The organism is Chryseobacterium sp. SSA4.19 (assembly GCF_022601875.1).
Classification (GTDB): domain Bacteria; phylum Bacteroidota; class Bacteroidia; order Flavobacteriales; family Weeksellaceae; genus Chryseobacterium.
This window is the reverse complement of sequence record NZ_JAKVIP010000006.1, coordinates 135977-161385: the sequence shown is the minus strand read 5'-3', so window position 1 is coordinate 161385 and position 25409 is coordinate 135977. Positions and strand designations below refer to the sequence as shown.

The following is a 25409-nucleotide window of genomic DNA, read 5'->3' as shown; positions in this document are numbered from 1 at the left end:
GTTAGTGTTTTATTTTTTTGTTTATCTTTGCTTCCTATGGAAAATACGCTTCACGAAAAAGTTTCTCAGGATATTCTGCTCAAGGCTTATAACCACATGATGCTTGCCAAAGCCATGGCAGACATTTATGAAGAAAACAGAAATATCACCAAATATGTTCATAGTACTTCGAGAGGGCATGAAGCCATTCAGCTGGCAACAGCATATCAGCTGAAAAAGGAAGACTGGGTATCGCCTTATTACAGGGACGAGAGTATTCTTTTGGGAATCGGCTTTGAGCCTTACCAGCTGATGCTGCAATTATTGGCAAAAGCTGACGATCCTTTTTCAGGAGGCAGGTCTTATTATTCCCATCCGTCCAGCAGGGATGAGAATAAGCCTAAAATCATTCATCAGAGCTCGGCAACGGGCATGCAAACCATACCGACAACCGGGGTAGCGCAGGGAATCAAATATATCCAGGACTTTAACTTACAGCAGTTTGAAAACAATCCTGTAGTAGTCTGCAGCCTGGGAGATAATTCTGTAACCGAAGGTGAAGTAAGTGAGGCACTTCAGTTTGCAGCCCTGCATCAGCTTCCTGTTATTTTCCTGGTCCAGGATAATGAATGGGGAATTTCAGTAACGAAAGATGAAGCCAGAACCTGTGATGCCTACGATTTTGTGGCAGGATTTACAGGACTTAGCAGAATGAGGGTTGACGGAACTGACTTCGTGGAAAGTTTTGAGGTGATGAAGAAAGCGGTTGATTTTGTAAGAAGCGAAAGAAAACCTTTGGTTGTCTGTGCAAAAACAGTACTGATCGGCCATCATACTTCCGGAGTAAGAAGAGAGTTTTACCGTGATGAAGAAGATTTAACCAAGCACCGTGCAAAAGATCCGGGAGAAATTCTGAGAAGTCACCTTCTTGACACCGGTGTTGACGAAGAATTATTAAAACAGATTACAAAAAAAGCACGCCTGGAAGCTGAAGAAGCTTTCGAAAGAGCCCAAAAGGCAGAAGATCCGAAACCCGAAACGGTAATGCAGCATATTTTCGCACCGACTCCGATTACGGAAGAGTCAGGCACGCGCGAACCTGAAGGGGGAGAAAAAATCGTGATGGTAGATGCTGCTATCCATGCAATCCAAGAGATTATGTGGAAGCATCCTGAAGCGTTATTGTATGGACAGGATGTAGGCGAAAGAATCGGTGGTGTCTTCCGTGAAACGGTAACATTAGGAAAAAAATTCGGAAGCAAAAGAGTGTTCAATACTGCCATTCAGGAAGCCTATATAATCGGATCTACCACAGGAATGAGTGCCGTTGGTCTAAAACCTATTGTTGAGGTACAGTTTGCAGATTATATTTATCCGGGAATCAATCAGCTGATTACGGAAATTTCAAAATCGAGCTATTTAAGCCAGGGAAAATTCCCTGTCAGCAATATCATCCGCGTACCGATCGGAGCATACGGCGGCGGCGGACCTTACCACAGCGGAAGCGTTGAAAGTATTTTAGCCAATATCAAAGGGATTAAAATTGCTTATCCAAGCAATGCAGCTGATTTCAAGGGATTATTAAAAGCAGCGTATTACGATCCGAATCCGGTAGTGATGCTGGAGCATAAAGGTTTATACTGGAGCAAGGTTCCCGGAACTGAAGATGCGAAAACCATAGAACCTGCTGAAGACTATATTTTACCGTTCGGTAAAGGAAAAGTAATTATCGAGGCAGATAAAGAAGAAACGGAAAAAGGCAGAACCTTGCTGGTCGTTACCTACGGAATGGGTGTATACTGGGCAAAAGAAGCTGCGAAAAACTTTAACGGTAGAGTTGAGGTTATCGATTTAAGAACCATAATTCCGTTGGATGAAGAATTGGTTTTCGAAAGAGTGAAAGCTCATGGAAAATGTATCGTTTTAACAGAAGAACAACTGAACAATTCTTTTGCAGAAGCCTTCGCCCACAGGATTTCAAAGAATTGTTTTAAATATCTTGATGCACCGGTTGAAACCATGGGATCTCTTGATACACCGGCGGTTCCGATCAATTTAGTGTTGGAAAAAGAAATGCTTCCTAATGCTGAAAAGCTGACCGGGAAAATTGAAGAAATGCTGAAATGCTAATATCATATCTTAAACCTCTGAAATCAGAGGTTTTTTTATGCCTTCAATTTTAACACGCGCTTAATTTATACCACACCATCTTGGTATTTATTTTGCTTATCCCTTCGTTGACCTTAATTCCTTCATCCTCTATGATCACAACAAAATACGTTAATTACAAACAGGTTCTCAATTTATCAGGATTTCATGTTATCCTGATTTCTATTTGGTGTACTTTGATTGCAGTTCTGTTTCACGTCTTTCATTGGGATTGGATGATTATTCCATGGGTTCCGGTGGCTCTGATTGGTACAGCAGAGGCTTTTTTAGTAGGTTTTAAAAACAACCAGGCATATGACCGGCTCTGGGAAGCGAGAAAAATCTGGGGTGGAATTGTAAACTCCAGCCGATCGTTTGCATCAATGGTTTACGCATTCAATACAGGTAATGAAGAAATAGGAAAATTTGACCTGGAAAACCGCAGAAGAAAAATAGTCTGTCGTCACATCGCATGGCTGTATCAGTTGCGTGAACAGCTTCTGATTCCCACAGAATGGGAACATATAAAGGTGGAAGAAGAACAGTTTAAAAATATTGACCACAAACGTAACCGTTTGATCAAAGCAGGCTTTCCGGATTATGGGAGAACGCCTATTTTCCTCAACAAATATTTATCGGAAGAAGAATCGGAACTTCAGTCTCATTATAAAAATTTTGCGACCTACCTTATTTCCCAACAGTCAAAAGATGTTAATGAATTGAAAAACATGAATATTATTTCAGATTTCAATCAAAAGCAGCTGCAGGATTGCCTTAATGAATTTTACACATTACAGGGGCAGGCTGAAAGAATCAAGAAATTCCCTTTGCCAAGGCAGTTTGCAAGCACCGCTTTCGTTTTTAATATCATCTTTATTATGCTGCTTCCGTTAGGGTTAGTCAGTGAATTTGCCAAATTAGGCGATTGGGGAATTTGGGCGTCCATTCCGTTTTGTATTACCATCGGCTGGATTTATATCATTATGGAACTGGTTGGAGATTATTCCGAAAATCCTTTTGAAGGATTAATGTTTGATATCCCGATGCTCTCGATATGCAGAACAATTGAAATTGACCTGTTACAAATGGCGGGAGAAACCGATCTGCCTGATGTAATTTCCTCTAAAAATGGAGTTTTGGTTTAATCTCATAATACAATTGCCGTTGTATTTTTCACCTCTGAGATCATAAAAGAACTGTGGGTACTCGCAATATGCTGTAAAGTCGTAAGTTTTGTAAGCATAAAGTTCCGGTAATCCTGCATATCTCTGACGCCGATCTTTAAGATATAATCATAATCCCCGCTAACATGGAAGCATTCGGTAACTTCATCGAGAGTCATTATTTCTTTTTCAAACTGGAGAACATGCTGTTTCTTATGCTGTGTTAATTTTACATGGCACAGAACAATAAAATCTTTGTTAATTTTATGACGGTCAAGAAGTGCTACATATTTTGAAATTACTCCCGTATTTTCCATTTTCCTGATACGTTCATAAACAGCTGTTATTGATAATCCGAGTTTGTAAGACAACTCTTTAGTCGTCTGTTTTGAATCTTCCTGCAAAAAAAGAAGAAGTTTTCTATCAATTTCATCAAAGTTCATAGATAAATTTTTGTTAAAAGATGATGAATCCCAAATATAAAAAACTTTTTTACTAAATTATTATCATATAATAGATTTATATTCTAAATATCAAAATTCACATTGTAAAAAATAAGGAATTATTTCAAATTTACCTCGTAAAAATCTATTACATATGAATGAATTTAATGCAGCCAATGAAATTCAGGATTTGCAATATTTCGGTGAATTTGGTGGAGTAAATCCATCTATTTCAGACAGTTCAACCTATACTTTTCTTTCAGCAAAGACAATGTTCGATACTTTTGAAGGAAATGCAGAAGGATGTTATTTATATTCGAGGCATTCTTCACCCATGAATCTGTATCTTTCCGAGGCACTTGCCAAAATGGAAAATACGGAAGCTGCCAATGTCACCGCTTCTGGAATGGGTGCCATTACTTCTGTTCTGATGCAGGTCTGTAAAAGTGGAGACCATATAGTTTCCAGCAGAACCATTTACGGCGGAACGTATGCGTTCATGAAAAATTTCCTTCCGTCTTTTCATATCAACACCACTTTTCTAGATATTAACAATTTTGATGCTGTAGAAAGAGCTATACAGTCTAACACCAAAGTGATTTACTGTGAAAGTGTCAGCAATCCGCTTCTGGAAGTTGCCGACCTGAGAAGATTGTCGGAAATCTGTAAGAAATATGGTATCAAACTGATTGTTGACAATACATTCTCACCCTTGACCATTTCACCGACGCTATTCGGAGCAGATATTGTGATCCATTCTTTAACCAAATTTATTAACGGAAGCAGCGATACGGTAGGCGGTGTATACTGCGGAACCCAGGAATTTATTAATGATACCAAGAATGTTAATACGGGCGCATGCATGCTTTTGGGCCCTACCATGGACAGCCTGAGGTCTTCAAGCATTCTGAAAAATCTGAGGACACTTCATATAAGAATGAAACAGCACAGCCATAATGCCATGTATCTGGCGGAAAGGTTTGAACGTGACGGTTTAAAAGTTTCTTATCCCGGATTAAAATCCCACAAAAACCACGAGCTGATGAAAAGTATGATGCATGAAGAGTACGGATTTGGCGGATTGCTAACGTTAGATGCAGGAACTACTGAAAAAGCCAATGAGCTGATGGAAATGATGCAGCAGGAAAACCTTGGCTATCTTGCAGTGAGCTTAGGATTTTATAAAACCCTATTCTCTTGCTCAGGAAGCTCGACCTCCTCTGAAATCCCAGAAGAAGAACGCGAGGCCATGGGAATCTCCGACGGACTGATCCGATTTTCCATCGGTCTTGACTACGATATCAAACGAACTTACGAAAAGATGAAAGAATGCATGTTCAAAACAGGTATTCTCAACCATGAGACCATCTCTATATGATTATTCAGAAAGCTGTTGTAACCCAACAGCTTTATTTTTTAATGCTAATTACTAAGTTTAATTTCCATCTTCTTTTATTTAAGAAGTATAAAAGAATCAACTAATTTATTTGTTTTTATCTATTAGTTAATGACTACCTACCTTAATCAGTTCTTATGAAAATGAGCAGGGAAGGCTTCTTCAGGTTTCATCCTGAACACATTTAATAAGATCCAGGATTTTAAAAAGCCATATCCGTAAGAAAACATCTGGATATACGTAGAAATGACAGCCATACCGGCAATACTGATATTTTTGGTAACCACTAAAGCGTGGAACAGAACCATAAAAGTATACAACCCGTAAAAAGCAAGGATGACTCCTCTTCCTAAAATAAAATATTCCAGGAATCCGATAAGATAACCCAGCAAAAACAGAGTCGGAAAAGCGAATGAAATTTTAACATAATTCGGATGTCTCTGGTTAAGTATAGGTCTTGCACAGCCGAACTGGTAAATCTGTTTTGAAAATTTTCCGAAATCTACCCTGCGTTTATGGTAAACGGCAATATCGTCAAAAAAAGCTGTAGTATAGCCATTTTCCCAAAGTGTCATGGACAGATCCGGATCCTCTCCTATTCTCATTTCCGAAAAACCGCCCACCGTATTAAAAACTTCTTTCCTTACCCCCATATTGAAGCTTCTCGGCTGAAATTTTGAGACGGCCTTTTTATTTCCCCGGATTCCTCCGGTGGTAAACACGGAAGTCATAGAATAAGAAATTGCCTTCTGCATCAGATTAAATCCTTTATGTGCCTTATCTGCTCCGCCAAACGCATCACAGGGAATGGTAAGAATATCTTTTTTAATATTTTCAATATAATCCTTCTCTACAATCACATCACTGTCTACAAAAACCAGCCATTCATTTTGGGCCCTTCTTGATCCGTAATTCCGTGTCAGTCCTGGCCCTGAATTGTCTTTCCTGAAATATTTAATATCTAAAATTTCCTGGAAATTATGAATGGTTGGTTTTAAATCGATCAGAGAACCGTCATCTACTATAATAATTTCAAATGCTTTATCCGTCTGTGCGGTAAGCGAATTCAGGAGTTCGAAAAGTTCGTCTTTGCGGTTAAAGATGGCAACAATGATGGAAATGGTAGGCTTCAAATTGAAAATTTTTCAAAATTACTTATTCATGAAGGAATGCGCAAAAGATTTCAAATAATTAACTGCAATAGCAAGATAAAACACAGAAGAAATATCTTCAGTTTTATGCTTTTTATACAAATATTCCTGAGTTGAAATAAATATAAAATACGCCTGAAATTGATAATAAAACAAAAGAACAGCTGAACAAAAGCAATTTTGATAAGCTTTTAAAATAAAAAAGTCTGAGATGAAACAACGAGAAGAATACAGCAAATGAAATAATAAGACCAGCGAAACTGCAAATGAATAGAGTTTGCAGATAATCTCCAGGCAAGGGATTCTTAAAAACCGTAAAATACAGAATGGAAGCGATCAAAAGAAAGCCTCCACTCCATAGTTCTGTTGTATATTTTGATTTTCTTGATTCTTCCTTTTTCTTTTCAATTTTTTTTGATGAATTGTCAGAAAAATCTAAAGTCAGCAAATCTGCAAGAAAACCTAAACCATCAAGAAAATCAAAAGGCATATTTATTATTTATTTTCTTCTAATTTATGCACTTTCTTTGTTCCCTCATACATCTCATACTGTAAAAACCTTGTTTCAAGCTTTCCGTTGAAAAGTTTGATTTTTCTTGACGGACGGAGACCGATCTTCTTCACAGCTTCCAGATCAGAAGAAATCAGCCAGGCCAAAGTATTCGGATAATAGGTCTTAAATGTATCTCCTATTTTCTTGTAAAAGTCATCATCGTTAATAGAAATTCTTTCGTCATAAGGAGGATTGAATACCATTAATAATGGGAAAAGATCTTTTTTAGAATCAAAGAAATTCTGCTTTCTTACTTCAATGATATCTTCCATTTCAGCTGCTTCAATATTGGTTCTGGCAGCGTTAAGCATTCGGGCATCAATATCATAGCCAACGATTTTTCCTGTAAATTCTTTTACACGGCCGATTCTGAATTCCTTGATTTTCATAAATAAATCAGCATCGTAATTGCTCCAGTTCTGGAAAGCAAACCGTTTTCTGAAAATCTGTGCCGGAAGATCCAGGGCAATCATTGCCGCTTCAATCAGTAAAGTTCCGGAACCGCACATCGGATCAAGGAAATTCCCTTTTCCGTCCCATCCTGCCAGCTGAAGCATTCCGCTTGCCAGAACTTCATTGATTGGCGCTTCCCCCTGTTCTTTTCTATATCCTCTTTTAAACAGGGCATCACCTGAAGAATCCAGGGAAATTGTTACCAGCTCACGGTCAATATGGAGGTGGAATTTAATATCCGGACTTTTAGGCTCTACATTGGGACGCTTTTTAAATTTTTCCTGAAAATAATCTACAATAGCGTCTTTCATTTTCAACGTAACAAACTGAGAATGCTTAAAGGTTTCGGAATTTACCGTTGAATCAATCGCAAAAGACTGATCAACATCCATAAACTGCTCCCATTCCACTTTAAAGAGCTTATCATAAAACTGATGCTGATTGAACGCTTTGAATTCCAAAACCGGAATTAAAATTTTCAAAGCGGTTCTTGCAGAGTAGTTGATTTTATACAGAAAGCCGAGATCGCCTTCACAATTTACTGCACGGTTTTTAATTTCAACGTTCCGGCCGCCTAATTTTTTGATTTCTTCCGCAAGAATCTGTTCAAGACCGAAGAATGTTTTTATCTGAATCTTTAAGTTTTCTGTATCCATAAATAATCATTAAAAAGATATAAATATTTAAAAGTTAAAAGATTAGGTATTCTTTTTTGGATTTAATTGAATGTTTCAATCTTTCAATGTTAAATACTTTTTCCTTTTACCGCACAAATTTAGTTATTTTTGCATTATGGAATGGTTTGAATCTTGGTTTGATACCCCTTATTATCATCAGCTGTATAATAACAGAGACTACACAGAGGCAGAAAGCTTCATCACAAAACTCACTGCAGACCTGCAGCTTCCTCAAAATTCAAGAATTATAGACCTGGCATGTGGAAAAGGAAGACATTCCGTTTTTCTTAACCAGCTGGGATATGACGTCCTGGGACTTGATCTTTCCAGACAAAGCATAGAATTTGACAAACAGTTTGAAAACAAAACCCTAAAATTTGACGTGCATGATATGCGGAATCCTATTCAATCGGATCCTGTAGATGCGGTTTTTAATCTTTTTACAAGCTTCGGGTATTTTGATCATGAGGATGATGACAAGAAAGTTTTTCAATCCGTACATCATGTTCTAAAGCCGGGAGGTTTTTTTGTCCTGGACTATCTCAATGAAGAATATGTAAGAAAGAATATCGTTCCGGAATCTGTTATTAAAAAAGAAAATATTGAATTTAAAATCAGTAAGAAAATCGAAGGCAGGCATATCGTAAAAGATATCCGGTTTGAAGCAGACGGAAAATCACACCATTTTTTTGAGAAGGTAAAGCTCCATACTCTGGAAACTATTAATTCATATGCTTCAGACTGCGGTTTTGAAAGAATAAAAATCTGGGGCGATTATCAGCTTAATGAGTTTAAAAAAGAAACTTCCCTCCGTTGCATTAATTTATTTAAGAAAAAATGATCACTGTCCTCCTACTAATTTTAAGTGTTATTACAGGGGTATTTCTTGGCAAACATTTCGGTAAAAAAGAAAAACTCGCCAAAAACCTGTTGATTCTCAGTGCCGGATTCTTAATTACCATCTGCTTGAATGAAGTATTTCCGCAGGTATATACTGCCGAAACCGGTAGCAGCCTTGGCATTTTTGTTATTGCAGGCGTATTGTTGCAAATGATTCTGGAAGCTTTAACAAAAGGTTTTGAACACGGACATGTTCATCATCACAGCGAACATAATATTCTTCCGGTCGCTTTAATGGCAGGACTTTTCGTACACGCTTTTATTGAGGGAATTCCCTTGGCAAATGAAGAGCATGAATTCTCACCTTATCTTTTAGGGATTGTTTTTCATAACCTTCCGATTTCATTTATTTTAGGCGCTTTTCTATTCAACAGAAAGAATGAATCCAGATCCACTCCATCTTATCCTTCCTTATTAATCGTTATATTATTTGCGCTGGCATCACCCATGGGAATGCTTCTGGGCAACTATTTCAATCCTGATTTACAGCCTTACTTCTTGGCTGTCGTTGGTGGGATTTTCCTGCATATTTCTTCTGTCATCATTTTCGAAAGCAATAAAAACCATAATATCGACTGGACAAAAATAGGACTGGTCATTGTAGGTGTTTCATTGGCTTTGGTGATGCATCTGTTTCATGATCACTCTGCAGTTGGCCATCATCATTAATGGTATATTGATGTATAAAATAAAGAAGCTTCGGATTTTTCCGAAGCTTCTTTATAATTATTGTCAGTATTCTGTATTTAAAATTTCCAGCCAAAGGTAAGAAAGAAATTATTCCTGATACTTTTCACATCTGATACGGCATAACCTTCACTTGCAATCAAACGGTTAGAAGAATAATATCCATCTTCAAAATTATTATTCACCAAACCTCTTAAAAATGGGTTGCTATACTTTGATGACATATTCTGATAAGCAGCATCAATGTAGAATGATCTGAAATCATATCCGATACCGAATGAAAGTAAATTTCTGTCATTAAGGATGAGGTTGCTGTAAGATCTCGGATTGTCTGATAGACTTCCGTTATTATCATAAGAATTTACAGACAGTGCATTGAAAGGACTGGAAGAATAAGAATATCCTCCTCTTACCCTGAATTGCTTCAATCTGTATTCCGCACCCAATTTCAATTCTGAAAGATTCTTGGCATCTTCTTTAAAAAAGTCATTCAGGTCAGTCTCTGCCGGGCCATATACTTTATATTTTGGTTTTGTTAAACCAAGGGTATAATCCACGTTTAAAGAGAAACTCTTGCTGGCAATAAATGCTGCACTTACTGTTGCTTTTAAAGGTGAGGTCAGTTTTCTGTTTTCAACAGCGTAATCGTCTCCATAGACCGGATCATTATAAAAATTATAGCTTCGGTCAATATTCCAGAAAGTTGGGGTTTCCAATGCCGCTCCGATTCTGAAGTTAGGATTTAATTTTCCGATTACCCCTAAAGAAGCAGAAAAACCATTCCCTTTTTCATAAAATGGGGTATTCTGCTTGCTGAAGTATTCTGAATTTCCCGAAGATAAATCATTAAAAATGGCAGTATCCGACTGGTCCATGGATGAATTTAGGAAATTCAGTCCGGCACCAATGTATAAGTTGTTATTATAATTTGCTCCTACCCCGAAACTTGTTTTTGATAAATATCCGTATCGGTCATACGCATGTCTTCCGAAAGAGGAACTGTTTGTTGCGTCAAAATCATAAATCAGATTACTATTTCCCGGTGTTTCAATATAATTCTCAAGAGACTGGTTGGAATAATTTACCCCAATATTAATAAACTTCCAGGCGCTTTCTGTCATTAACTGAAAGGTCATTACAGCTCCTAAGTTTCCAATATCTCCCTTATTCGTATTATATGAAAAAGAAGATCCGGCATAGGAAGATGTATTTTTATTCCCCATAAGAGATAACGTTCCGGAGATTTCTCCTGAAATCGCAACGCCCAATCCTGCAGGGTTGGTCAGTAAAGAATTTGCGTCACCTCCCAAAGCTCCGTTGGAACCTGCCATCGCATTAAATTTTGAAGAACCTATATTCTGGGGATTAGAGTAGACCTCTACCGTATTTCTTATCACAGAAACATCCTGAGCCTGCGCAAAAAATGCCGCAGAAATACTCATTATTGCTAAAGATTTTTTTAACATTATTTTTTTAAATAGTTATTAATTTTATTATCTGCCACCTCTGAAGCCGCCGCCTCCACCGCCGCCGCCGGATCTAAAGCCACCGCCGCCGCTTCCGCCGCCAAAGCCACCGCCGCCGGATCTGAAGCCGCCGCCGCTGTTTGAATTATTGAAACCACCACTGTTATTTCTAAAACCGCTGTCATTTCTGAATCCGCTATCACTTCTTCTTGGCTGAGACTGCTGATTATAGTTAGGCCTTGTCTGTGTCTGAGGATTACGGAATCCACCCTGATTTCTAAAGCCGCCATTGGTGGTACCTTGTCTGAAGCCACCGTTGGATCCTCTGAAACCTCCGGTAGACATATTGCCGTTTCTGAATCCTCCATTGGCCGTATTTCCATTTCTGAAACCACCTGGATTAGAATTGCTTCTTCTGAAACCGTTTCCTGAAGTCACGCCATATTTATTGGCAAAGCTTCCATTATAGGAGTTAAAGCCTCTTCCGCCTGAAGCACTTCTTCTGTACATAGAGTTATAGTAATTACCACCCCAATATCCGCCGTATCCCCAGCCGCCATAAAGATATCCATATCCGTAGTAGCCACCCCAGTAAGGATTATAGCCGCCCCAATAAGGTGAGTATCCCCAGCCCATATTCCAGCCGCCACCCCAGCCCCATGAGCCACCCCAGCCCCAGGAAAGTCCTAGGCCCCAGCCGCCGCCCCAACCCCAATAAGGGCTGTAACCGCCATACCATCCCCAGGGAGATCCCCATGAATTGTCATAATAGTTGGTTTGGCTTCCTGCAAAGTTACCCCAGTCAGAATCTGTGGCATTGGTATTCCAGTTGTAATTGTTCCAGTCTTCATACCTGCCCTCTTTAGAATTCATTTCTGCATTCTGAACAATATTCGTATCATCCTGATAATAGTTGTAATCCTCTCCTACTCTGTTTCCTCTGTCATTAATGATCACTCCTTCCGGAAGCGTATCTTTATTCGGGTCGTAATAAACACCGTCCGTCTCGCTGTAGCCTCCCATTTGAGCACCACAGGACACCAGCAACAAACCGCTTGAGATAGCCAGAATACCCTTGGATTTCAGCATGCCCAGCAAATTTTTATGTATATTTCTTTTCATGATAACGTAAAAATTTTTAATTTAAATTATATTTGTAGTCTGTACCAAAAATGTACCATTAAAAGGTACTAAAAATCTATCAAAAATAGATTTTTATTTTTAGATAACAATAATAGGAAAAAGTTAAAAAAATTAAAAAAAACAATGGCAAAATTAACCTCAAGAAGCGAAGATTACAGCAAATGGTATAATGAGTTGGTGGTAAAAGCGGACTTGGCCGAAAATTCAGGTGTGAGAGGCTGCATGGTAATCAAACCTTACGGCTATGCAATCTGGGAGAAAATGCGTGATGAAATGGATAAAAAATTCAAGGAAACCGGTCACGTAAACGCTTATTTCCCGCTGTTTGTACCCAAAAGCTTATTTGAGGCCGAAGAGAAAAATGCAGAAGGTTTTGCAAAAGAATGTGCTGTTGTTACACACTACAGACTGAAAACAGATCCTGATAATCCGTCAAAACTGATTGTGGATCCTGATGCCAAACTGGAGGAGGAACTTATCGTCCGTCCTACTTCGGAAGCCATCATCTGGAATACCTATAAAAACTGGATCCAATCCTACAGAGATTTACCGATACTGATCAACCAATGGGCCAACGTTGTGCGTTGGGAAATGAGAACTCGTCTGTTCTTAAGGACAGCAGAATTCTTATGGCAGGAAGGTCATACCGCACATGCGACAAAGGACGAAGCCGTTGAGGAAGCTGAAAAAATGAATAAAGTATATGCGGATTTTGCAGAAAACTTCATGGCAATGCCAGTAATCCAGGGACTGAAAACGCCTTCTGAAAGATTTGCAGGTGCTGATGAAACCTATTGTATTGAAGCTCTGATGCAGGATGGAAAAGCTCTTCAGGCAGGAACTTCCCATTTCTTAGGACAGAATTTTGCCAAGGCATTTGATGTAAAATTCACCAATAAGGAAGGAAAAATTGAACATGCATGGGCCACGTCATGGGGAACCTCAACCCGTTTGATGGGTGCTTTGATTATGACGCATTCTGATGATTTCGGTTTGGTGCTGCCTCCGACCCTCGCTCCGATCCAGGTGGTGATTGTTCCGATCTTTAAAGGAGATGAGCAACTGGCACAAATCAGTGAAGTAGCCCTGGACATCCAGGCTAAGCTTAAAGCTAAAGGCATCTCTGTGAAATTTGATGATGATACCCATAACAAACCAGGCTGGAAATTTGCAGAATATGAGCTCAAGGGAGTTCCGGTACGAATCGCTATGGGCCCGAGAGACCTTGAAAACAAGTCTGTAGAAATTGCAAGAAGAGACAACCTGACCAAAGAAGTGCGTTCTATCGAAGGACTGGATTCGTACATTGAAGACCTGTTACAAACTATTCAGAAAGACCTTTATAAGAAAGCAGCTGACTTCAGAAAAGAGAATATGACGAAAGCTGACAGCTATGAAGAGTTTAAAACAATACTAGAGGAAAAAGGTGGGTTTATTTATGCCCATTGGGACGGAACCGCTGAAGAAGAAGAGCAGATTAAGGAAGAAACCAAAGCGACGATACGGTGCATTCCTCTGGATGATGATATTGAAGCAGGGATATCCATGATTTCAGGAAAGCCGTCACAACGAAGGGTTCTATTTGCAAAAGCTTACTAAGATCATTTTTAAATAATATAAAAAATCTTTATAAATCTATGAATTTATAAAGATTTTTTATTTAATAGCCAAATTGGACAAGTTTTTGATTGGTGTAAGGAACATTAATCTCAAAATAATTTATTATGTCTTTAAACATCATTGATTTAATTAAAGGGCAATTGGGTCCCGCTTTGGTATCCCAGGCTGCTTCACAGTTCGGAGAAAGCGAATCAGGCATTTCTAAGGCGATAGGCGGTTTGTTACCTGCTGTTGTTGGCGGTCTTGCCAACGATGCGGACAATCCTCATGTCCTGGATGCGATCAGCCGTTCTTCATTAAACGGAGTTTCCGGAAACATATTAGGTGAAACCTCTGCTCAATCTGATATCCCGGGCATATTATCTTCAATCTTCGGAGATAAACTAAATGGACTGATCAATGCCGTTGCTACGTATGCCGGCATCAGCAATAACTCTTCAGGAGCTTTACTGAATGTAGTCACGGCAGCTGCTGTAGGAACTTTAGGAAAATATGCTGCTGATAATAATTTAGATAAAACAGGGATTTCAAACCTTTTAAAAGAACAGCAGGGAAATGTTTCCGGACTATTGCCTGCCGGTCTTTCATTTGCTTCATTAAGCATGGGCGATTGGGATGCAAGATATAAATTTGATAATGACCGTGACCAAATAAATGCTCCTGCTCATGAAGAACCTAAAGTTGACGTGACAAGAAGTGTAGCTCCTGAAGGAACCTTTCCTGACAGAAAAACTGATGAAGGAGGATCAATCTGGAAATGGCTTCTTCCGCTTCTACTGTTAATTGCAGCCGGTTACTTTATCTGGCAGCAATGTGAGAAAAAAGAAACTACGATCACGACTACTCCAACCGATTCAGGAAATGTAGTAACCGATACTTCTACCGTAACTTCTCCGGCGAACGCAACGGGGCAGACGGTTACTGCCACAAAAGTAGATGAAGATATCGATTTAAACGGAACAGCACTGAAAGGATACAGAGGAGGAATGGAAGATCAGATGATTGGTTTCCTTAAGTCTGACGGATATAAAAATGCTAAAGATGATGAAGCCCTGAAAACACAATGGTATAATTTTGACCATGTAAATTTTAAAATGGGAAGCGCCAATCAGCTGGAAGCAGGATCAGAAGGTCAGCTGCAAAATTTAGTGGCTATCTTAAAAGCGTATCCGGATGCAAAAATTAAAATAGGAGGATATACAGATAAAACCGGAGATGAAGCTAAAAACATGAAATTATCTGCTGATAGAGCGAATTTCATTAAATCCTGGCTTGATAAACAAGGCGTAGGATCACAGGTAACAGCAGCAGACGGATACGGAAGCGAATTTGCGACCGTGGATGCCTCTGCTTCAGATGCAGAAAGAGCCACTGACAGAAGAATGGCGGTAAGGTTTTCAAAATAACCTTCCATATATATTCCTGAGTCCCGGAAAATTAATTTTCCGGGATTCTCTTTATGTTTTGTAATTTTTATTTATTTAACTATATTTGTTAGTCATTTCTAACATCTATGAATCTAAATTTGAAGAACGCCTGGCGAAAAGATAAGACTTCCCATTCTTTGGCAGAAGTATATTCATCAGTTAAAATTCCTAAAAATGCAAGTTTTTGGAGAAAATATCTGGCCTTTGCAGGTCCTGGGCTTATGGTTGCAGTAGGATATATGGACCCTGGAAACTGGGCTACTGATATTGCAGGAGGTGCTCAATTCGGTTATACCCTGCTTTCCGTCATTTTGATTTCAAATATTTTTGCCATGGTATTGCAGCATTTATCCGTGAAGCTGGGTGTTGTTGCAGAAAGAGATTTAGCACAGGCCTGCAGGGATCATTTCGGCCCCAAAACCAATTTTATGCTTTGGGTATTTTGTGAAATTGCCATTGCCGCGTGTGACCTTGCAGAAGTTATCGGTTCTGCGATTGCTTTAAATTTATTATTTCAAATCCCTTTAACCTGGGGAATTGTCATCACTACGGTTGACGTTCTCATCATCCTTTTGCTGCAATCCAAGGGATTCCGCTGGATCGAAAGTATTGTCGGGGGATTAATTTTTATTATTCTCGCCTGTTTTATTTATGAACTTGTGATTTCAAAGCCCGCTATTAATGAACTGCTGGGAGGCCTTGTCCCTAAAGCAGAAATCATTCGGAACCCTGCAATGCTTTATATTGCGATCGGAATTCTGGGGGCCACCGTTATGCCACACAACCTGTACCTGCACAGCAGTATTGTTCAGACCAGAGATTATACGCGTGACTTGGAAGGTAAAAAGGAAGCTATAAAATTTGCTACTCTGGACAGTACGGTTTCGCTAATGCTTGCATTTTTCATCAATGGTGCGATATTGATTTTAGCTGCTGCTACTTTTCACATTACTGGCAATAAAGATGTTGCAGATATTCATGATGCCTATAAAATGCTGACTCCTATTCTGGGAGCTTCTATGGCAAGCATTGTTTTTGCAGTTGCTTTACTGGCTTCAGGACAGAATTCCACCCTGACAGGAACTCTTGCAGGGCAGATTGTAATGGAAGGCTTTTTAAACATCAGGTTAAAGCCATGGCTCCGACGCTTAATTACCAGACTGATTGCTGTAATTCCTGCTTTAATTGTTGCCATTCTTTATGGAGAAGAAGGAACTACAGAGCTTTTGGTCTTAAGCCAGGTTATTTTATCGATGCAACTAAGCTTTGCGGTGGTCCCATTGGTGATGTTTACCAATGATAAAGCAAAAATGGGAGAATTTTTCAATAAACCGTTTCTAAAAATCTGTGTCTGGATTATTTCATTTATTATCATTATTTTAAATCTTTATCTTCTTTACCAGACATTTTTCGGTGAGTAATTTTATTTAACATTCTCAAAGATTATTGCAGTAGCGGTAATTGACTAGCCGCGATAGTAACGGTTACCCCACAGCAGGCAGAGGATAAAGCGGCTGTGCGAGGAGTATGAGTGGATAGCGCGAAACAGCTCCTGATCTTATGATCAACCTTAATACATACCGTTTTTTCAATCAAAATACTTGTAAATATCCTTTTATGCCTAAATGTCTCACTTTTTTATTTGGCAGAATGTTTGTCAATACTAATGAAAATAAATATTGAATTATGGAAAACCAGGATATTAACGAAGAAAGCATCAATAATCAGGAAGAAACGAATATTCAGAACGAAGCCGTATCAGAAGACAAAGTGACAGAAAAACCTTCTGCTGAAGAACTTTTGGCAGACGAAAAAGACCGTTACATCAGATTGTACGCTGAGTTCGAAAACTATAAAAAAAGAACATCAAAAGAGAAAGTGGAATTCTTCCAGTATGCCAACCAGGATATGATGGTATCCATGCTTGGGGTGTTGGATGATTTTGAAAGGGCTTTAAAGGAAATTGCCAAAAACGGCAATCCTGCTGATCTTCAGGGTGTTGAACTTATCTACAATAAATTCAAGAATAAACTTACCGAGAAAGGCTTAAAAACAATGGAAGTAAAAGCCGGAGACAGCTTTAATGTAGATTTTCATGAAGCCATCACGCAGATCCCAGCTCCTTCGGAAGACCTAAAAGGGAAAATCGTAGATGTTATTGAAACCGGTTATACGTTAGGTGATAAGGTGATCCGTTTCGCTAAAGTGATAACAGGAAATTAAAAACATAAGCAATGGGTAATCAGTAATAAGCAATTTTGAATATTACCGATTATCCATTACCAATTACTCATATAACAACATGTCAAAAAGAGATTATTACGAGGTTCTTGAGATCAGCAAATCTGCATCAGCCGACGAAATAAAGAAAGCATACCGCAAAATGGCGATTAAATATCACCCTGATAAAAATCCTGGTGATAAGGAAGCGGAAGATAAATTCAAGGAAGCGGCAGAAGCTTATGAAGTCCTGAGCGACGAACAGAAACGCGCACGGTATGATCAGTTCGGTCATGCCGGGGTTGGCGGAAACGGCGGCTTCGGAGGCGGCGGTTTCGGCGGCGGAATGAATATGGAGGACATCTTCAGCCAGTTTGGCGATATTTTCGGCGGTGGTGGCTTCGGAGGATTTGGCGGTGGCGGCGGTGGCCGTCAGCAGGTGAAAGGTTCCAATTTAAGAATCAGGATCAAACTGAACCTTGAAGAAATGGTGAACGGAACCCAGAAAACCATTAAAGTTAAAAAGATGAAGATGGCAGAAGGCGCCACTTCAAAAACCTGTCCTACCTGCGGCGGTTCCGGAGTTCAGCTGAAAGTGATGAACACCATGTTCGGACAGATGCAGACCCAGACCACCTGCGGAACCTGCCAGGGAATCGGAAAAGTAGCCGATAAAATCCCGGCCGGTGCCAATGCTCAGGGTCTGATAAAAGATGAAGAGGAAATATCAATTAATATTCCGGCCGGAGCAAGAGACGGTATCCAGCTGAATGTAAGAGGAAAAGGAAATGATGCACCTTTCGGTGGTGTTCCGGGAGATCTTTTGGTAATTATTGAAGAGGAAATTGACCGTGTTATCAAGAGAGAAGGTGACAACCTGCACCAGGAATTGTATATCTCATTTGCAGAAGCAGCATTGGGGACTAAAAAAGAAGTTCCGACAGTGGGAGGAAAAGTGAAGATTACGGTTGATCCGGGAACACAGTCAGGAAAAATATTACGGCTTGCCGGAAAAGGCCTTCCAAGCATCGACAGCTACGGAAAAGGCGACATGTTCATCCATATTAATGTATGGACACCGCAGCAGCTTACGAAGGAACAGAAAGAGTTCTTTGAAAAGCAGATGAACAGCGGAGAAATGGTTGCAGAACCATCCGGAAAAGAAAAAACTTTTTTTGATAAAGTGAAAGATTTATTCAACTAATCATACTAAAAGAGACTTAAAAATTTAAGTCTCTTTTTTATTGAATACAGTTATAAAATATGACCTGCATATTATGCCCATATTTTATCATCAGTGAAGTTATTTTTTAATAATTTTAATTGTCCGTGTTTTTTTATCGGTTTTTACTTTTAGCAAATAGTTTCCTGCTGTAACACTTTGAAAATCAACTTTTATTCGGGTTCCTTCTGTTTTATAATTCAAACTGTTTAGTATCCGTCCTTCCATAGTATATAAGTCTATCTTGTCTATGGATTCTTTATTTTTTAATTCAGTATATAAATAGTCTGAAACAGGATTAGGATAAAAGCTTAGATCCAAATCATTTTTGCTGATCTCTGAAATATTCAGGGTTTCATTACTGATTAAGATCCTGGCTGCCGAAAATTGCCTGTCGCTGTGATTAGAGTCTCCTGTCACGATTAATCTTCTATTATTATCGAATTTCATCCCAAACATTCTTCGGACAATAAAATTACCGCCCGACAGTCGAAATAATCCGTTTGTACCAAAGGATAGATCAGGTTCACCGTCAAAATTAAATTTACTTAAATACATCCAGTCATAATCTGAAACTGCACTAGGAAAGTAAAAATTTCCTCCAATATAAATGCCGTTATTCCCCAAAACAATTGTATTTGGACCTTCAGAGTGGGCTGTTGCAACAATCTTACGCTTTACAATTCCGTTATTACCAAAGTCAGTAACAAGCTGTCCGTCAGGGCTTATTTTAGCTACCCAGGTCTGTGATGTGGAATTAGCAGACAACCAACCGGTCATATAAACATTTCCGTTTGTATCCTGGACTGCAGCTCCATAATCAGAGTAATATCCCAAATTAAAAATAAATTTCCCATTGTTACCGAATGTTGTGTCATAAGTCCCATTAAGATTTAACCTTACCACATACATGTCATTTATTCCCGAAGGATTTTCACTTGTATCGGTAATTCTTCCTCTTCCTGCAACAATTAATTTATTATTCCATAAAAATATATTCATCCCGTTTGCTCTTTCTTGTGATAGTCCGGTATTCAATGTGAAATATACCTTTCCGTTTGTTCCAAAGGTCGTATCAACAGTCCCGTCCTGATTCAATTTAAGCAGACACGATCTTTTCTTCGGATAATTGTATTCTGCCCAGCCGCATAAAATTATCTTTCCATCCGGCAGTTCAACAGCACTGTAAGCCATATCAATAGTTTCTACAGTAACAGGATATCCCATATTTACAGCAACCTTTCCATTATCTCCAAAAGATGTATCCAAAGTTCCATCAGCATTGAATCTTTCTGTAAAAAAATTCTGATTATACATATAGCCTACACTTCCTATGGTAAGATATTTACCATTACTTAATTTAAGAATCTGGAAGTGAGAAGATTGATTTTGAGTAATTGTTGTTCCGTTACTTCCGAAAGAAGAATCCGTACTCCCGTTGGCATTCAATTTATACATTGCCCGCTTAGCTCCCGGCCCTATATTTCCTAAAATAACCATACTGTTATCCTGCTCTACAAAGATATCGCCGGATCTGTCCCAAACCGTTGATGGATTTGTAAAATTATATCCATCTGTACCGAAGGTTGTATCAAGAACCTGCGCGTTTGAAAGTGAAACAGAGAATAAAAAAGAAGTAAAAAATATTTTTTTTATCATATCTAAATTTTTGCAAATATAATTCAATAAAATAAGGTTTCTGTAACCGAATTTCTCAAATAACGGATCATTATATTCAGGTTACAACAAATACTTTATTTTTCTGTTCATAAAAACCAAAAGTAAACTTGCTGCCGTTAAAAGAATTATAAAAACTACATTTTGAAAGGATGTGATTGTATTCGATTTATAAACAAATTCTATAACCAATGGATGAATCAGATAGATCGCTGTTGAAAGGCTTGCTAAAATTTTAGAATCCGTTTTTATGATGATGTTTTTACAATATAAAAACAATAAAGGACATGCGATGAGCAGTGAAAATAATAAATCAACACTTTCTTTCCGGCTTAAACTAAAAACTCTATAATTCAAAAAAGCTTCAAAAACAACGAGACCAACCGAAATAAATACCACTAAAGCGGAAGGCTTCTGTTTGATATCGATTTCTAATTTTCTAATTAAAAAACCGATTCCCAAAAACGGAAAGCAAACAAACAAGAAGTTTCTGTAAGTAGGAAATAAATTGAGCAAGGTGTCAGGTTCACCGTTGAAATAATGTGAGTTTGCCAAATACTGAATGGCATATCCGGAACAAAAAAGAAACAAAATGACAGCCGTTAATATTCCAACCGGAATTTTCCTTAGCATAAATAAAAGCAATCCCGCAAAAAAAGTCCCGATCAGATACCATAAATGATGATAGCCAAACAGAATATTCAGCACAAAGCGGTCATCTTCTTTCCAAAAAGGAATATACACCGCCGACCAAATGATATACAGTAAAAATATTCTGAACGACCACTTTTTCAATCTGGAAATATCATCGATAAAGAAAAAAAAGTAACCGGAAATAATCAGGAATACCGGCACCCCAATCCGGAAAAGCCCGTTGACAAAAACATAGCTCAACGAAGGATAAGAATCGCGCAGGATGTGCAGATGAAGGCAAACGACAAATGCCGCCAGTATAATTTTCAGGATATCAATGGATAAACTTCTCATAAAAATCAAAAGCTTATGATCGGTTCATAAGCTTTATATATTCCAAATTTAAACTAAATTATTTACGTTTCACCAAAGATATCATCCCTTTTCCCATCGTGAAAAGAGCAACCGCAATCAATCCGCCTGCAAGTCCTAAAATAACTTCTTTCAGGATGGTAAGAATTTTACTGGAAGACCAGGACGGTAAAAAATGGTGAAAATAATCTATCCTGTGTGCAAAAATCCCACCGGCAACCATAATCAGAGCAATCGTTCCGATCACTCCCAATGCTTTGATAACAATCGGTAAAGCTTTTACCAACAGATGTCCCAATTTCCCGAAAAATCCTTTATCATTGCTTTTTTTAATCAGTTTAAAGCCCGCATCATCCATTCTTACAATTAAAGCAACAATCCCGTATACGCCTACCGTAGCAATAAACGCCACCAAACTGGTGACCAGAATTTGCGTAATGAAAGGATGGCTTTCTTCCAGCACTGTTCCCAAAGCAATAATGACAATCTCAATCGATAGAATAAAATCTGTGGTAATAGCAGATTTAATTTTAGTTTTTTCTATTTCCTCTGAATTTTTTTCGGTTACTTCCACTTCTTCCACAACCTCATGTCCTTCTTTGGAACGGTGGAAAAGAAATTCTATGATCTTCTCAACGCCTTCAAAAGATAAATATAATCCTCCTAGAATCAGCACATAATTAATTGCGGGAGCGTACAGCCAGTTAATTAAAAAAACAACAGGTAAAATAATAAGCTTATTGATAAATGAACCTTTGGCGATGGCCCACAATACCGGTAATTCCCGGGAAGAAAGAAATCCCGTCGCTTTTTCAGCATTTACCGCAAGATCATCCCCCAGAATCCCTGCCGTTTTCTGAGTGGCTATTTTACTCGTAACCGCTACATCATCCATCAGTGCTGCGATATCATCTAAGATTGCAAAAAAACCAGATGCCATACGTTTTTAATATTTTTTTAATAATTGTTAAAGGCAAAAATAATTATTTAATTCGACTTATATTGTAGTTGGATAAAGGTTTTAAAAATTATATTAAGCGTTGGTGATACAAATATCTTAAGTGTTTTTAAAATAATTAATATTGCTATAATAAAATTAGAACTATGAATTAATGATCATCGAATATCTCTATCCTGTTTAATATCATGATTGTAAACTGCCGTTCTGTATATATTTTCAGTACATTTATTCTATGAAAAAGCTGATTCTCAAATACCATTTTTTTGTTTTAGGATTAATTAGCTTTGCGTTGAGTTCTTGTAATACAAGAAAATTCAAAGTTTGGGTGGGTACGGACAATGAGCAAAAAATCTACAACCTGAAATACGGAGCACATAAAAAGCAGAAGATGGATGTTTTTCTTCCATCCGGTTATCCTGAAAATTCTCCTGTCATCCTCATTGTTCATGGTGGTGCATGGAGCCTGGGAAAAAAAGAACACATGATCCAGATTCAGAAAATGCTTTTTAAGAATCATATTCCGAGTATCAATATGAATTACAGGCTGGTTTCAAAATCAAAAAAAATCACTTACCGGGAACAGTTGGAAGATATCCGGTCTGCGATCGAAAAATTCAATGAATTGGCGGGAAAAGCTGAACTTCAGCCTGATCATTATATTCTATTGGGAGAAAGTTCCGGAGGGCATCTGTCTTTGTTATATGGCTATCAGCATCCGGAACAAGTCAAAAAAATCATTTCTCTCAGTGGCCCTACAGACTTTTATTCTCCAAGTTACCTGCACTCTTTTTATTCGAAATATTCTTCACCGACCATTCAGAAAATGGTAGGCGAAAAATTTGACCGTAAGAATCTGTCTGAAGAATTTAAGAAAGCAAGTCCTCTATATAATGTTTGTCATGTCCCTACCCTCTTATTTCAGGGAAATACGGATTTTTTAGTTAATCAGAAGCAAGGTCTGGCTCTGGATTCCGCTTTAACAGCACAAAACATTCCCCACAAATTAATTTTTATGGAAAATACAGGACACGTTCCGCGGTTTTTCAGCAAAAGAAAGAGAGAGAGTATTATTTACCCTAATATCCTGGAATGGATCAGGAATTGAATGATTTATTAATAAAAAAATAACCTGCTCAAAGGAACAGGTTGGTTATTCATTTTTATCTTATTTATTTCTCTTCATCGAAGTTATGATTCTCGTACTTAGAAAAATCCTGCTTTTTACCGAATAGGAATTTAATAATAATCGGCAAGGTGGTAACCAGTACAATAACGATGATAATAAGTTCAAGTTTCTTTTTAAGGTCAATCCCAAACTGATCCATGAATAGTTTATCCAGATAATGACCTGCAAAGATCAAGAGAAAGGACCAAAGTACCGCTCCGATAATATTATCTCTGAGGAATTCTTTTTTATTCATCCTTACAATCCCGGCAACAATAGGAGTAAATGTCCTCACCACCGGTAAAAATCTTGCCATAATGATCGCTAATGCGCCGTTTTTTTCAAAGAAATCATGAGCCTGATACAGATATTTTTTCTTAAAAAGCATCGTATCCTTCTTTTTGTACAGGGCAGGGCCGGTTTTAAGCCCGAAATAGTATCCTATCTCATTGCCGATAATTGCTGCAATGGCTACGCATGAAGCCAGAATGGTAGTATCTAAAAAATCACTGCCCGTGGATCCGAAAGTTTCAGAAATAATCTTAACCGCATAAATCCCCGACACGAAAAGCAAAGAATCTCCAGGAAGAAAGAAGCCTATAAATAAACCCGTTTCGGCAAACACAATGAATAAAATCAACCAAAATCCACCGTTATCTATATAAAATTCCGGGTTTAATAAATCTTTCCAATTATTGAAATCTTCCATACATTTTGATAAGTAACAAAAATAAGCTTAATAAAGATCAAAAGGAAATATATTATAAGATTTTAACTAAAATTAAACTAGGCATCTATAATTCCATATCATCATCAGAAACCGCCGTTCCATCAGCCATCAGAAACGCTTTCAGGAAAGGAGTGATATTCCCGTTCATGACAGAATCCACATCAGAAGTCTCATATCCTGACCTTACATCTTTTATCAATTTATAAGGGTGCAATACGTAGTTCCTGATCTGACTTCCCCATTCGATCTTCATTTTGCCGGCTTCAATTTCATTACGGGCTTTCAGGCGTTCTTCCAGCTCCATTTCATACAATCTTGAACGAAGCAACTGCATTGCTTTTTCCTTGTTCTGAAGCTGTGAACGGGACTCGGAGTTCTCAATGATGATCCCTGTCGGAGCGTGACGAAGACGCACAGCGGTTTCAACTTTGTTCACGTTCTGCCCTCCTGCACCCGAAGACCTCATCGTTTCAAAACTGATATCTGCAGGATTGATATTGATTTCAATGGTGTCATCTACCAATGGATACACGTACACCGAAACAAAGCTCGTATGCCGCTTTGCGTTGGAATCAAAAGGTGAAATCCTCACCAGCCGGTGAACACCATTTTCCCCTCTCAGGTACCCGAATGCAAATTCGCCCTCAATTTCCAAAGTCACCGTTTTTACCCCTGCAACGTCACCTTCCTGAAAGTTCAGCTCACGGATTTTATAGCCCTGCTTTTCTGCCCACATGGTATACATTCTCATCAGCATGGACGCCCAGTCGCAACTTTCCGTTCCTCCGGCACCTGCGGTAATCTGTAAAACGGCAGAAAGCTCATCGCCTTCATTGGAGAGCATGTTTTTAAATTCCAGATCTTCGATTTTTTCAACCAGATTGGGGAATGTTTCATCCAGCTCTTTTTCAGAATCAGGATCTTCTTTTGCAAACTCCGCCAGTACCTGCAAATCTTCGAACTGTGTACTAATTTCATCATAAGCTTCCACCCATTTTTTCTTGGAGCGTAGCTGCTTTAAAAACGCTTCCGCATCTTTCGGGTGATCCCAGAATTCCGGTGCGGCAGTTTTCTCATCATCATTGGCAATTTCTATCTTCTTCTTATCGATCTGAAGGTACTTATGCAGGTCTTTAATTCTCGATTGTGTTTCTTTTATATGGTCGTTGTTGATCACGAATATTTTATTTTTGGCAAAAATACGGATATTTGTTTAAAACAGG

General features: G+C 38.5%; 22 protein-coding genes. 11 read left to right on the top strand and 11 right to left on the bottom strand.

Annotated elements, in window-relative coordinates; translation table 11 throughout:
- Nucleotides 1-36 precede the first annotated feature (36 nt).
- Nucleotides 37-2109 (top strand): thiamine pyrophosphate-dependent enzyme, encoded by a 2073-nt coding sequence (locus MKJ01_RS06200; RefSeq protein WP_241612627.1) that lies wholly within the window; start codon nucleotides 37-39, stop codon nucleotides 2107-2109.
- Between the two features lie 131 nt (nucleotides 2110-2240).
- A complete protein-coding gene (locus tag MKJ01_RS06195; protein WP_241612625.1) occupies nucleotides 2241-3272 on the top strand; it encodes a bestrophin family protein in 1032 nt (343 codons plus the stop codon).
- 2 nt (nucleotides 3273-3274) lie between these two features.
- Here the strand turns inward: MKJ01_RS06195 and MKJ01_RS06190 are convergent, their stop codons facing one another.
- Nucleotides 3275-3733, bottom strand: a complete 459-nt coding sequence (locus MKJ01_RS06190) for an Lrp/AsnC family transcriptional regulator (protein ID WP_241612623.1) — start codon at nucleotides 3731-3733, stop codon at nucleotides 3275-3277.
- 154 nt (nucleotides 3734-3887) lie between these two features.
- Here MKJ01_RS06190 and MKJ01_RS06185 point away from each other — a divergent pair, with 154 nt between their 5' ends.
- A complete protein-coding gene (locus MKJ01_RS06185) occupies nucleotides 3888-5111 on the top strand; it encodes an aminotransferase class I/II-fold pyridoxal phosphate-dependent enzyme (RefSeq protein WP_241612621.1) in 1224 nt (407 codons plus the stop codon).
- A gap of 146 nt (nucleotides 5112-5257) precedes the next feature.
- Here MKJ01_RS06185 and MKJ01_RS06180 read toward each other — a convergent pair whose 3' ends face one another.
- The 3 genes from MKJ01_RS06180 to MKJ01_RS06170 all read right to left on the bottom strand — a co-directional run bounded on the left by MKJ01_RS06180 (nucleotide 5258) and on the right by MKJ01_RS06170 (nucleotide 7942).
- Nucleotides 5258-6262, bottom strand: coding sequence for a glycosyltransferase family 2 protein (locus MKJ01_RS06180; RefSeq protein ID WP_241612619.1), 1005 nt, complete (start codon nucleotides 6260-6262; stop codon nucleotides 5258-5260).
- A 112-nt stretch (nucleotides 6263-6374) separates the two neighbouring features.
- Nucleotides 6375-6770: a hypothetical protein gene (locus MKJ01_RS06175; RefSeq protein ID WP_241612618.1), complete on the bottom strand. Its 396-nt coding sequence runs from the start codon at nucleotides 6768-6770 to the stop codon at nucleotides 6375-6377.
- A gap of 5 nt (nucleotides 6771-6775) precedes the next feature.
- On the bottom strand, nucleotides 6776-7942 hold the full coding sequence (locus MKJ01_RS06170) for a class I SAM-dependent RNA methyltransferase (RefSeq protein WP_241612616.1): 1167 nt from the start codon (nucleotides 7940-7942) through the stop codon (nucleotides 6776-6778).
- 136 nt (nucleotides 7943-8078) lie between these two features.
- On the opposite strand from MKJ01_RS06170, the gene MKJ01_RS06165 reads away from it, so the two are divergent.
- Both MKJ01_RS06165 and MKJ01_RS06160 read left to right on the top strand, forming a co-directional pair.
- A complete protein-coding gene (locus tag MKJ01_RS06165) occupies nucleotides 8079-8804 on the top strand; it encodes a bifunctional 2-polyprenyl-6-hydroxyphenol methylase/3-demethylubiquinol 3-O-methyltransferase UbiG (RefSeq protein WP_241612614.1) in 726 nt (241 codons plus the stop codon).
- The gene (locus tag MKJ01_RS06160) at nucleotides 8801-9532 is read left to right on the top strand and encodes a ZIP family metal transporter (protein ID WP_241612612.1); all 732 of its coding nucleotides are present in this window, start codon (nucleotides 8801-8803) and stop codon (nucleotides 9530-9532) included. Before MKJ01_RS06165 ends, MKJ01_RS06160 begins: the two co-directional genes overlap by 4 nt.
- A 77-nt stretch (nucleotides 9533-9609) precedes the next feature.
- Here the strand turns inward: MKJ01_RS06160 and MKJ01_RS06155 are convergent, their stop codons facing one another.
- Both MKJ01_RS06155 and MKJ01_RS06150 read right to left on the bottom strand, forming a co-directional pair.
- Nucleotides 9610-10992, bottom strand: coding sequence for an OmpP1/FadL family transporter (locus MKJ01_RS06155; RefSeq protein WP_241632534.1), 1383 nt, complete (start codon nucleotides 10990-10992; stop codon nucleotides 9610-9612).
- Nucleotides 10993-11043: 51 nt separating this feature from the next.
- On the bottom strand, nucleotides 11044-12138 hold the full coding sequence (locus MKJ01_RS06150) for a hypothetical protein (RefSeq protein ID WP_241612608.1): 1095 nt from the start codon (nucleotides 12136-12138) through the stop codon (nucleotides 11044-11046).
- Nucleotides 12139-12282: 144 nt separating this feature from the next.
- Between MKJ01_RS06150 and proS the strand changes: the two genes are divergently transcribed.
- From proS to dnaJ, 5 genes are all read left to right on the top strand, one after another.
- The gene (gene proS, locus MKJ01_RS06145) at nucleotides 12283-13758 is read left to right on the top strand and encodes a proline--tRNA ligase (RefSeq protein WP_241612606.1); all 1476 of its coding nucleotides are present in this window, start codon (nucleotides 12283-12285) and stop codon (nucleotides 13756-13758) included.
- Between the two features lie 125 nt (nucleotides 13759-13883).
- Nucleotides 13884-15185, top strand: coding sequence for an OmpA family protein (locus tag MKJ01_RS06140; protein WP_241612605.1), 1302 nt, complete (start codon nucleotides 13884-13886; stop codon nucleotides 15183-15185).
- 107 nt (nucleotides 15186-15292) lie between these two features.
- Complete coding sequence (locus MKJ01_RS06135; protein ID WP_241612604.1) at nucleotides 15293-16627, top strand: Nramp family divalent metal transporter; 1335 nt, start codon at nucleotides 15293-15295, stop codon at nucleotides 16625-16627.
- Between the two features lie 265 nt (nucleotides 16628-16892).
- A complete protein-coding gene (locus MKJ01_RS06130) occupies nucleotides 16893-17429 on the top strand; it encodes a nucleotide exchange factor GrpE (RefSeq protein ID WP_241612603.1) in 537 nt (178 codons plus the stop codon).
- Between the two features lie 79 nt (nucleotides 17430-17508).
- Nucleotides 17509-18630: a molecular chaperone DnaJ gene (gene dnaJ, locus MKJ01_RS06125; RefSeq protein WP_241612602.1), complete on the top strand. Its 1122-nt coding sequence runs from the start codon at nucleotides 17509-17511 to the stop codon at nucleotides 18628-18630.
- Nucleotides 18631-18729: 99 nt separating this feature from the next.
- On the opposite strand, the gene MKJ01_RS06120 is transcribed toward dnaJ, so the two are convergent.
- From MKJ01_RS06120 to MKJ01_RS06110, 3 genes are all read right to left on the bottom strand, one after another.
- Nucleotides 18730-20307, bottom strand: coding sequence for a T9SS type A sorting domain-containing protein (locus MKJ01_RS06120; RefSeq protein WP_241612601.1), 1578 nt, complete (start codon nucleotides 20305-20307; stop codon nucleotides 18730-18732).
- A gap of 81 nt (nucleotides 20308-20388) precedes the next feature.
- Nucleotides 20389-21312, bottom strand: coding sequence for an acyltransferase family protein (locus tag MKJ01_RS06115; protein WP_241612600.1), 924 nt, complete (start codon nucleotides 21310-21312; stop codon nucleotides 20389-20391).
- A gap of 58 nt (nucleotides 21313-21370) precedes the next feature.
- Nucleotides 21371-22270 carry a DUF808 domain-containing protein gene (locus tag MKJ01_RS06110; protein ID WP_241612599.1) on the bottom strand — a complete coding sequence of 300 codons (900 nt, stop codon included), beginning with the start codon at nucleotides 22268-22270 and terminating at the stop codon, nucleotides 21371-21373.
- A 253-nt stretch (nucleotides 22271-22523) separates the two neighbouring features.
- Between MKJ01_RS06110 and MKJ01_RS06105 the strand changes: the two genes are divergently transcribed.
- Nucleotides 22524-23396: an alpha/beta hydrolase gene (locus tag MKJ01_RS06105; protein ID WP_241612597.1), complete on the top strand. Its 873-nt coding sequence runs from the start codon at nucleotides 22524-22526 to the stop codon at nucleotides 23394-23396.
- Nucleotides 23397-23460: 64 nt separating this feature from the next.
- Here the strand turns inward: MKJ01_RS06105 and MKJ01_RS06100 are convergent, their stop codons facing one another.
- Entirely contained in the window at nucleotides 23461-24165 is a 705-nt protein-coding gene (locus MKJ01_RS06100) for a DedA family protein (RefSeq protein WP_241612595.1), read from the bottom strand.
- 85 nt (nucleotides 24166-24250) lie between these two features.
- Nucleotides 24251-25363 carry a peptide chain release factor 2 gene (gene prfB / locus MKJ01_RS06095; RefSeq protein WP_241612593.1) on the bottom strand — a complete coding sequence of 371 codons (1113 nt, stop codon included), beginning with the start codon at nucleotides 25361-25363 and terminating at the stop codon, nucleotides 24251-24253.
- Between the last annotated feature and the right edge of the window lie 46 nt (nucleotides 25364-25409).

What these genes read in the sequence shown, in the direction of transcription:
- MKJ01_RS06130 (WP_241612603.1), top strand. Translation starts at nt 16,893, where the DNA reads ATGGAAAACCAGGATATTAACGAAGAAAGCATCAATAATCAGGAAGAA.
- MKJ01_RS06105 (WP_241612597.1), top strand. Translation starts at nt 22,524, where the DNA reads ATGAAAAAGCTGATTCTCAAATACCATTTTTTTGTTTTAGGATTAATT.
- MKJ01_RS06150 (WP_241612608.1), bottom strand. Translation starts at nt 12,138, where the DNA reads ATGAAAAGAAATATACATAAAAATTTGCTGGGCATGCTGAAATCCAAG.
- MKJ01_RS06190 (WP_241612623.1), bottom strand. Translation starts at nt 3,733, where the DNA reads ATGAACTTTGATGAAATTGATAGAAAACTTCTTCTTTTTTTGCAGGAA.
- MKJ01_RS06165 (WP_241612614.1), top strand. Translation starts at nt 8,079, where the DNA reads ATGGAATGGTTTGAATCTTGGTTTGATACCCCTTATTATCATCAGCTG.
- MKJ01_RS06200 (WP_241612627.1), top strand. Translation starts at nt 37, where the DNA reads ATGGAAAATACGCTTCACGAAAAAGTTTCTCAGGATATTCTGCTCAAG.
- MKJ01_RS06185 (WP_241612621.1), top strand. Translation starts at nt 3,888, where the DNA reads ATGAATGAATTTAATGCAGCCAATGAAATTCAGGATTTGCAATATTTC.
- MKJ01_RS06110 (WP_241612599.1), bottom strand. Translation starts at nt 22,270, where the DNA reads ATGGCATCTGGTTTTTTTGCAATCTTAGATGATATCGCAGCACTGATG.
- proS (WP_241612606.1), top strand. Translation starts at nt 12,283, where the DNA reads ATGGCAAAATTAACCTCAAGAAGCGAAGATTACAGCAAATGGTATAAT.
- MKJ01_RS06135 (WP_241612604.1), top strand. Translation starts at nt 15,293, where the DNA reads ATGAATCTAAATTTGAAGAACGCCTGGCGAAAAGATAAGACTTCCCAT.
- MKJ01_RS06120 (WP_241612601.1), bottom strand. Translation starts at nt 20,307, where the DNA reads ATGATAAAAAAAATATTTTTTACTTCTTTTTTATTCTCTGTTTCACTT.
- MKJ01_RS06140 (WP_241612605.1), top strand. Translation starts at nt 13,884, where the DNA reads ATGTCTTTAAACATCATTGATTTAATTAAAGGGCAATTGGGTCCCGCT.
- MKJ01_RS06155 (WP_241632534.1), bottom strand. Translation starts at nt 10,992, where the DNA reads ATGAGTATTTCTGCGGCATTTTTTGCGCAGGCTCAGGATGTTTCTGTG.
- MKJ01_RS06115 (WP_241612600.1), bottom strand. Translation starts at nt 21,312, where the DNA reads ATGAGAAGTTTATCCATTGATATCCTGAAAATTATACTGGCGGCATTT.
- MKJ01_RS06195 (WP_241612625.1), top strand. Translation starts at nt 2,241, where the DNA reads ATGATCACAACAAAATACGTTAATTACAAACAGGTTCTCAATTTATCA.
- MKJ01_RS06160 (WP_241612612.1), top strand. Translation starts at nt 8,801, where the DNA reads ATGATCACTGTCCTCCTACTAATTTTAAGTGTTATTACAGGGGTATTT.
- dnaJ (WP_241612602.1), top strand. Translation starts at nt 17,509, where the DNA reads ATGTCAAAAAGAGATTATTACGAGGTTCTTGAGATCAGCAAATCTGCA.
- MKJ01_RS06175 (WP_241612618.1), bottom strand. Translation starts at nt 6,770, where the DNA reads ATGCCTTTTGATTTTCTTGATGGTTTAGGTTTTCTTGCAGATTTGCTG.
- MKJ01_RS06100 (WP_241612595.1), bottom strand. Translation starts at nt 24,165, where the DNA reads ATGGAAGATTTCAATAATTGGAAAGATTTATTAAACCCGGAATTTTAT.
- MKJ01_RS06170 (WP_241612616.1), bottom strand. Translation starts at nt 7,942, where the DNA reads ATGGATACAGAAAACTTAAAGATTCAGATAAAAACATTCTTCGGTCTT.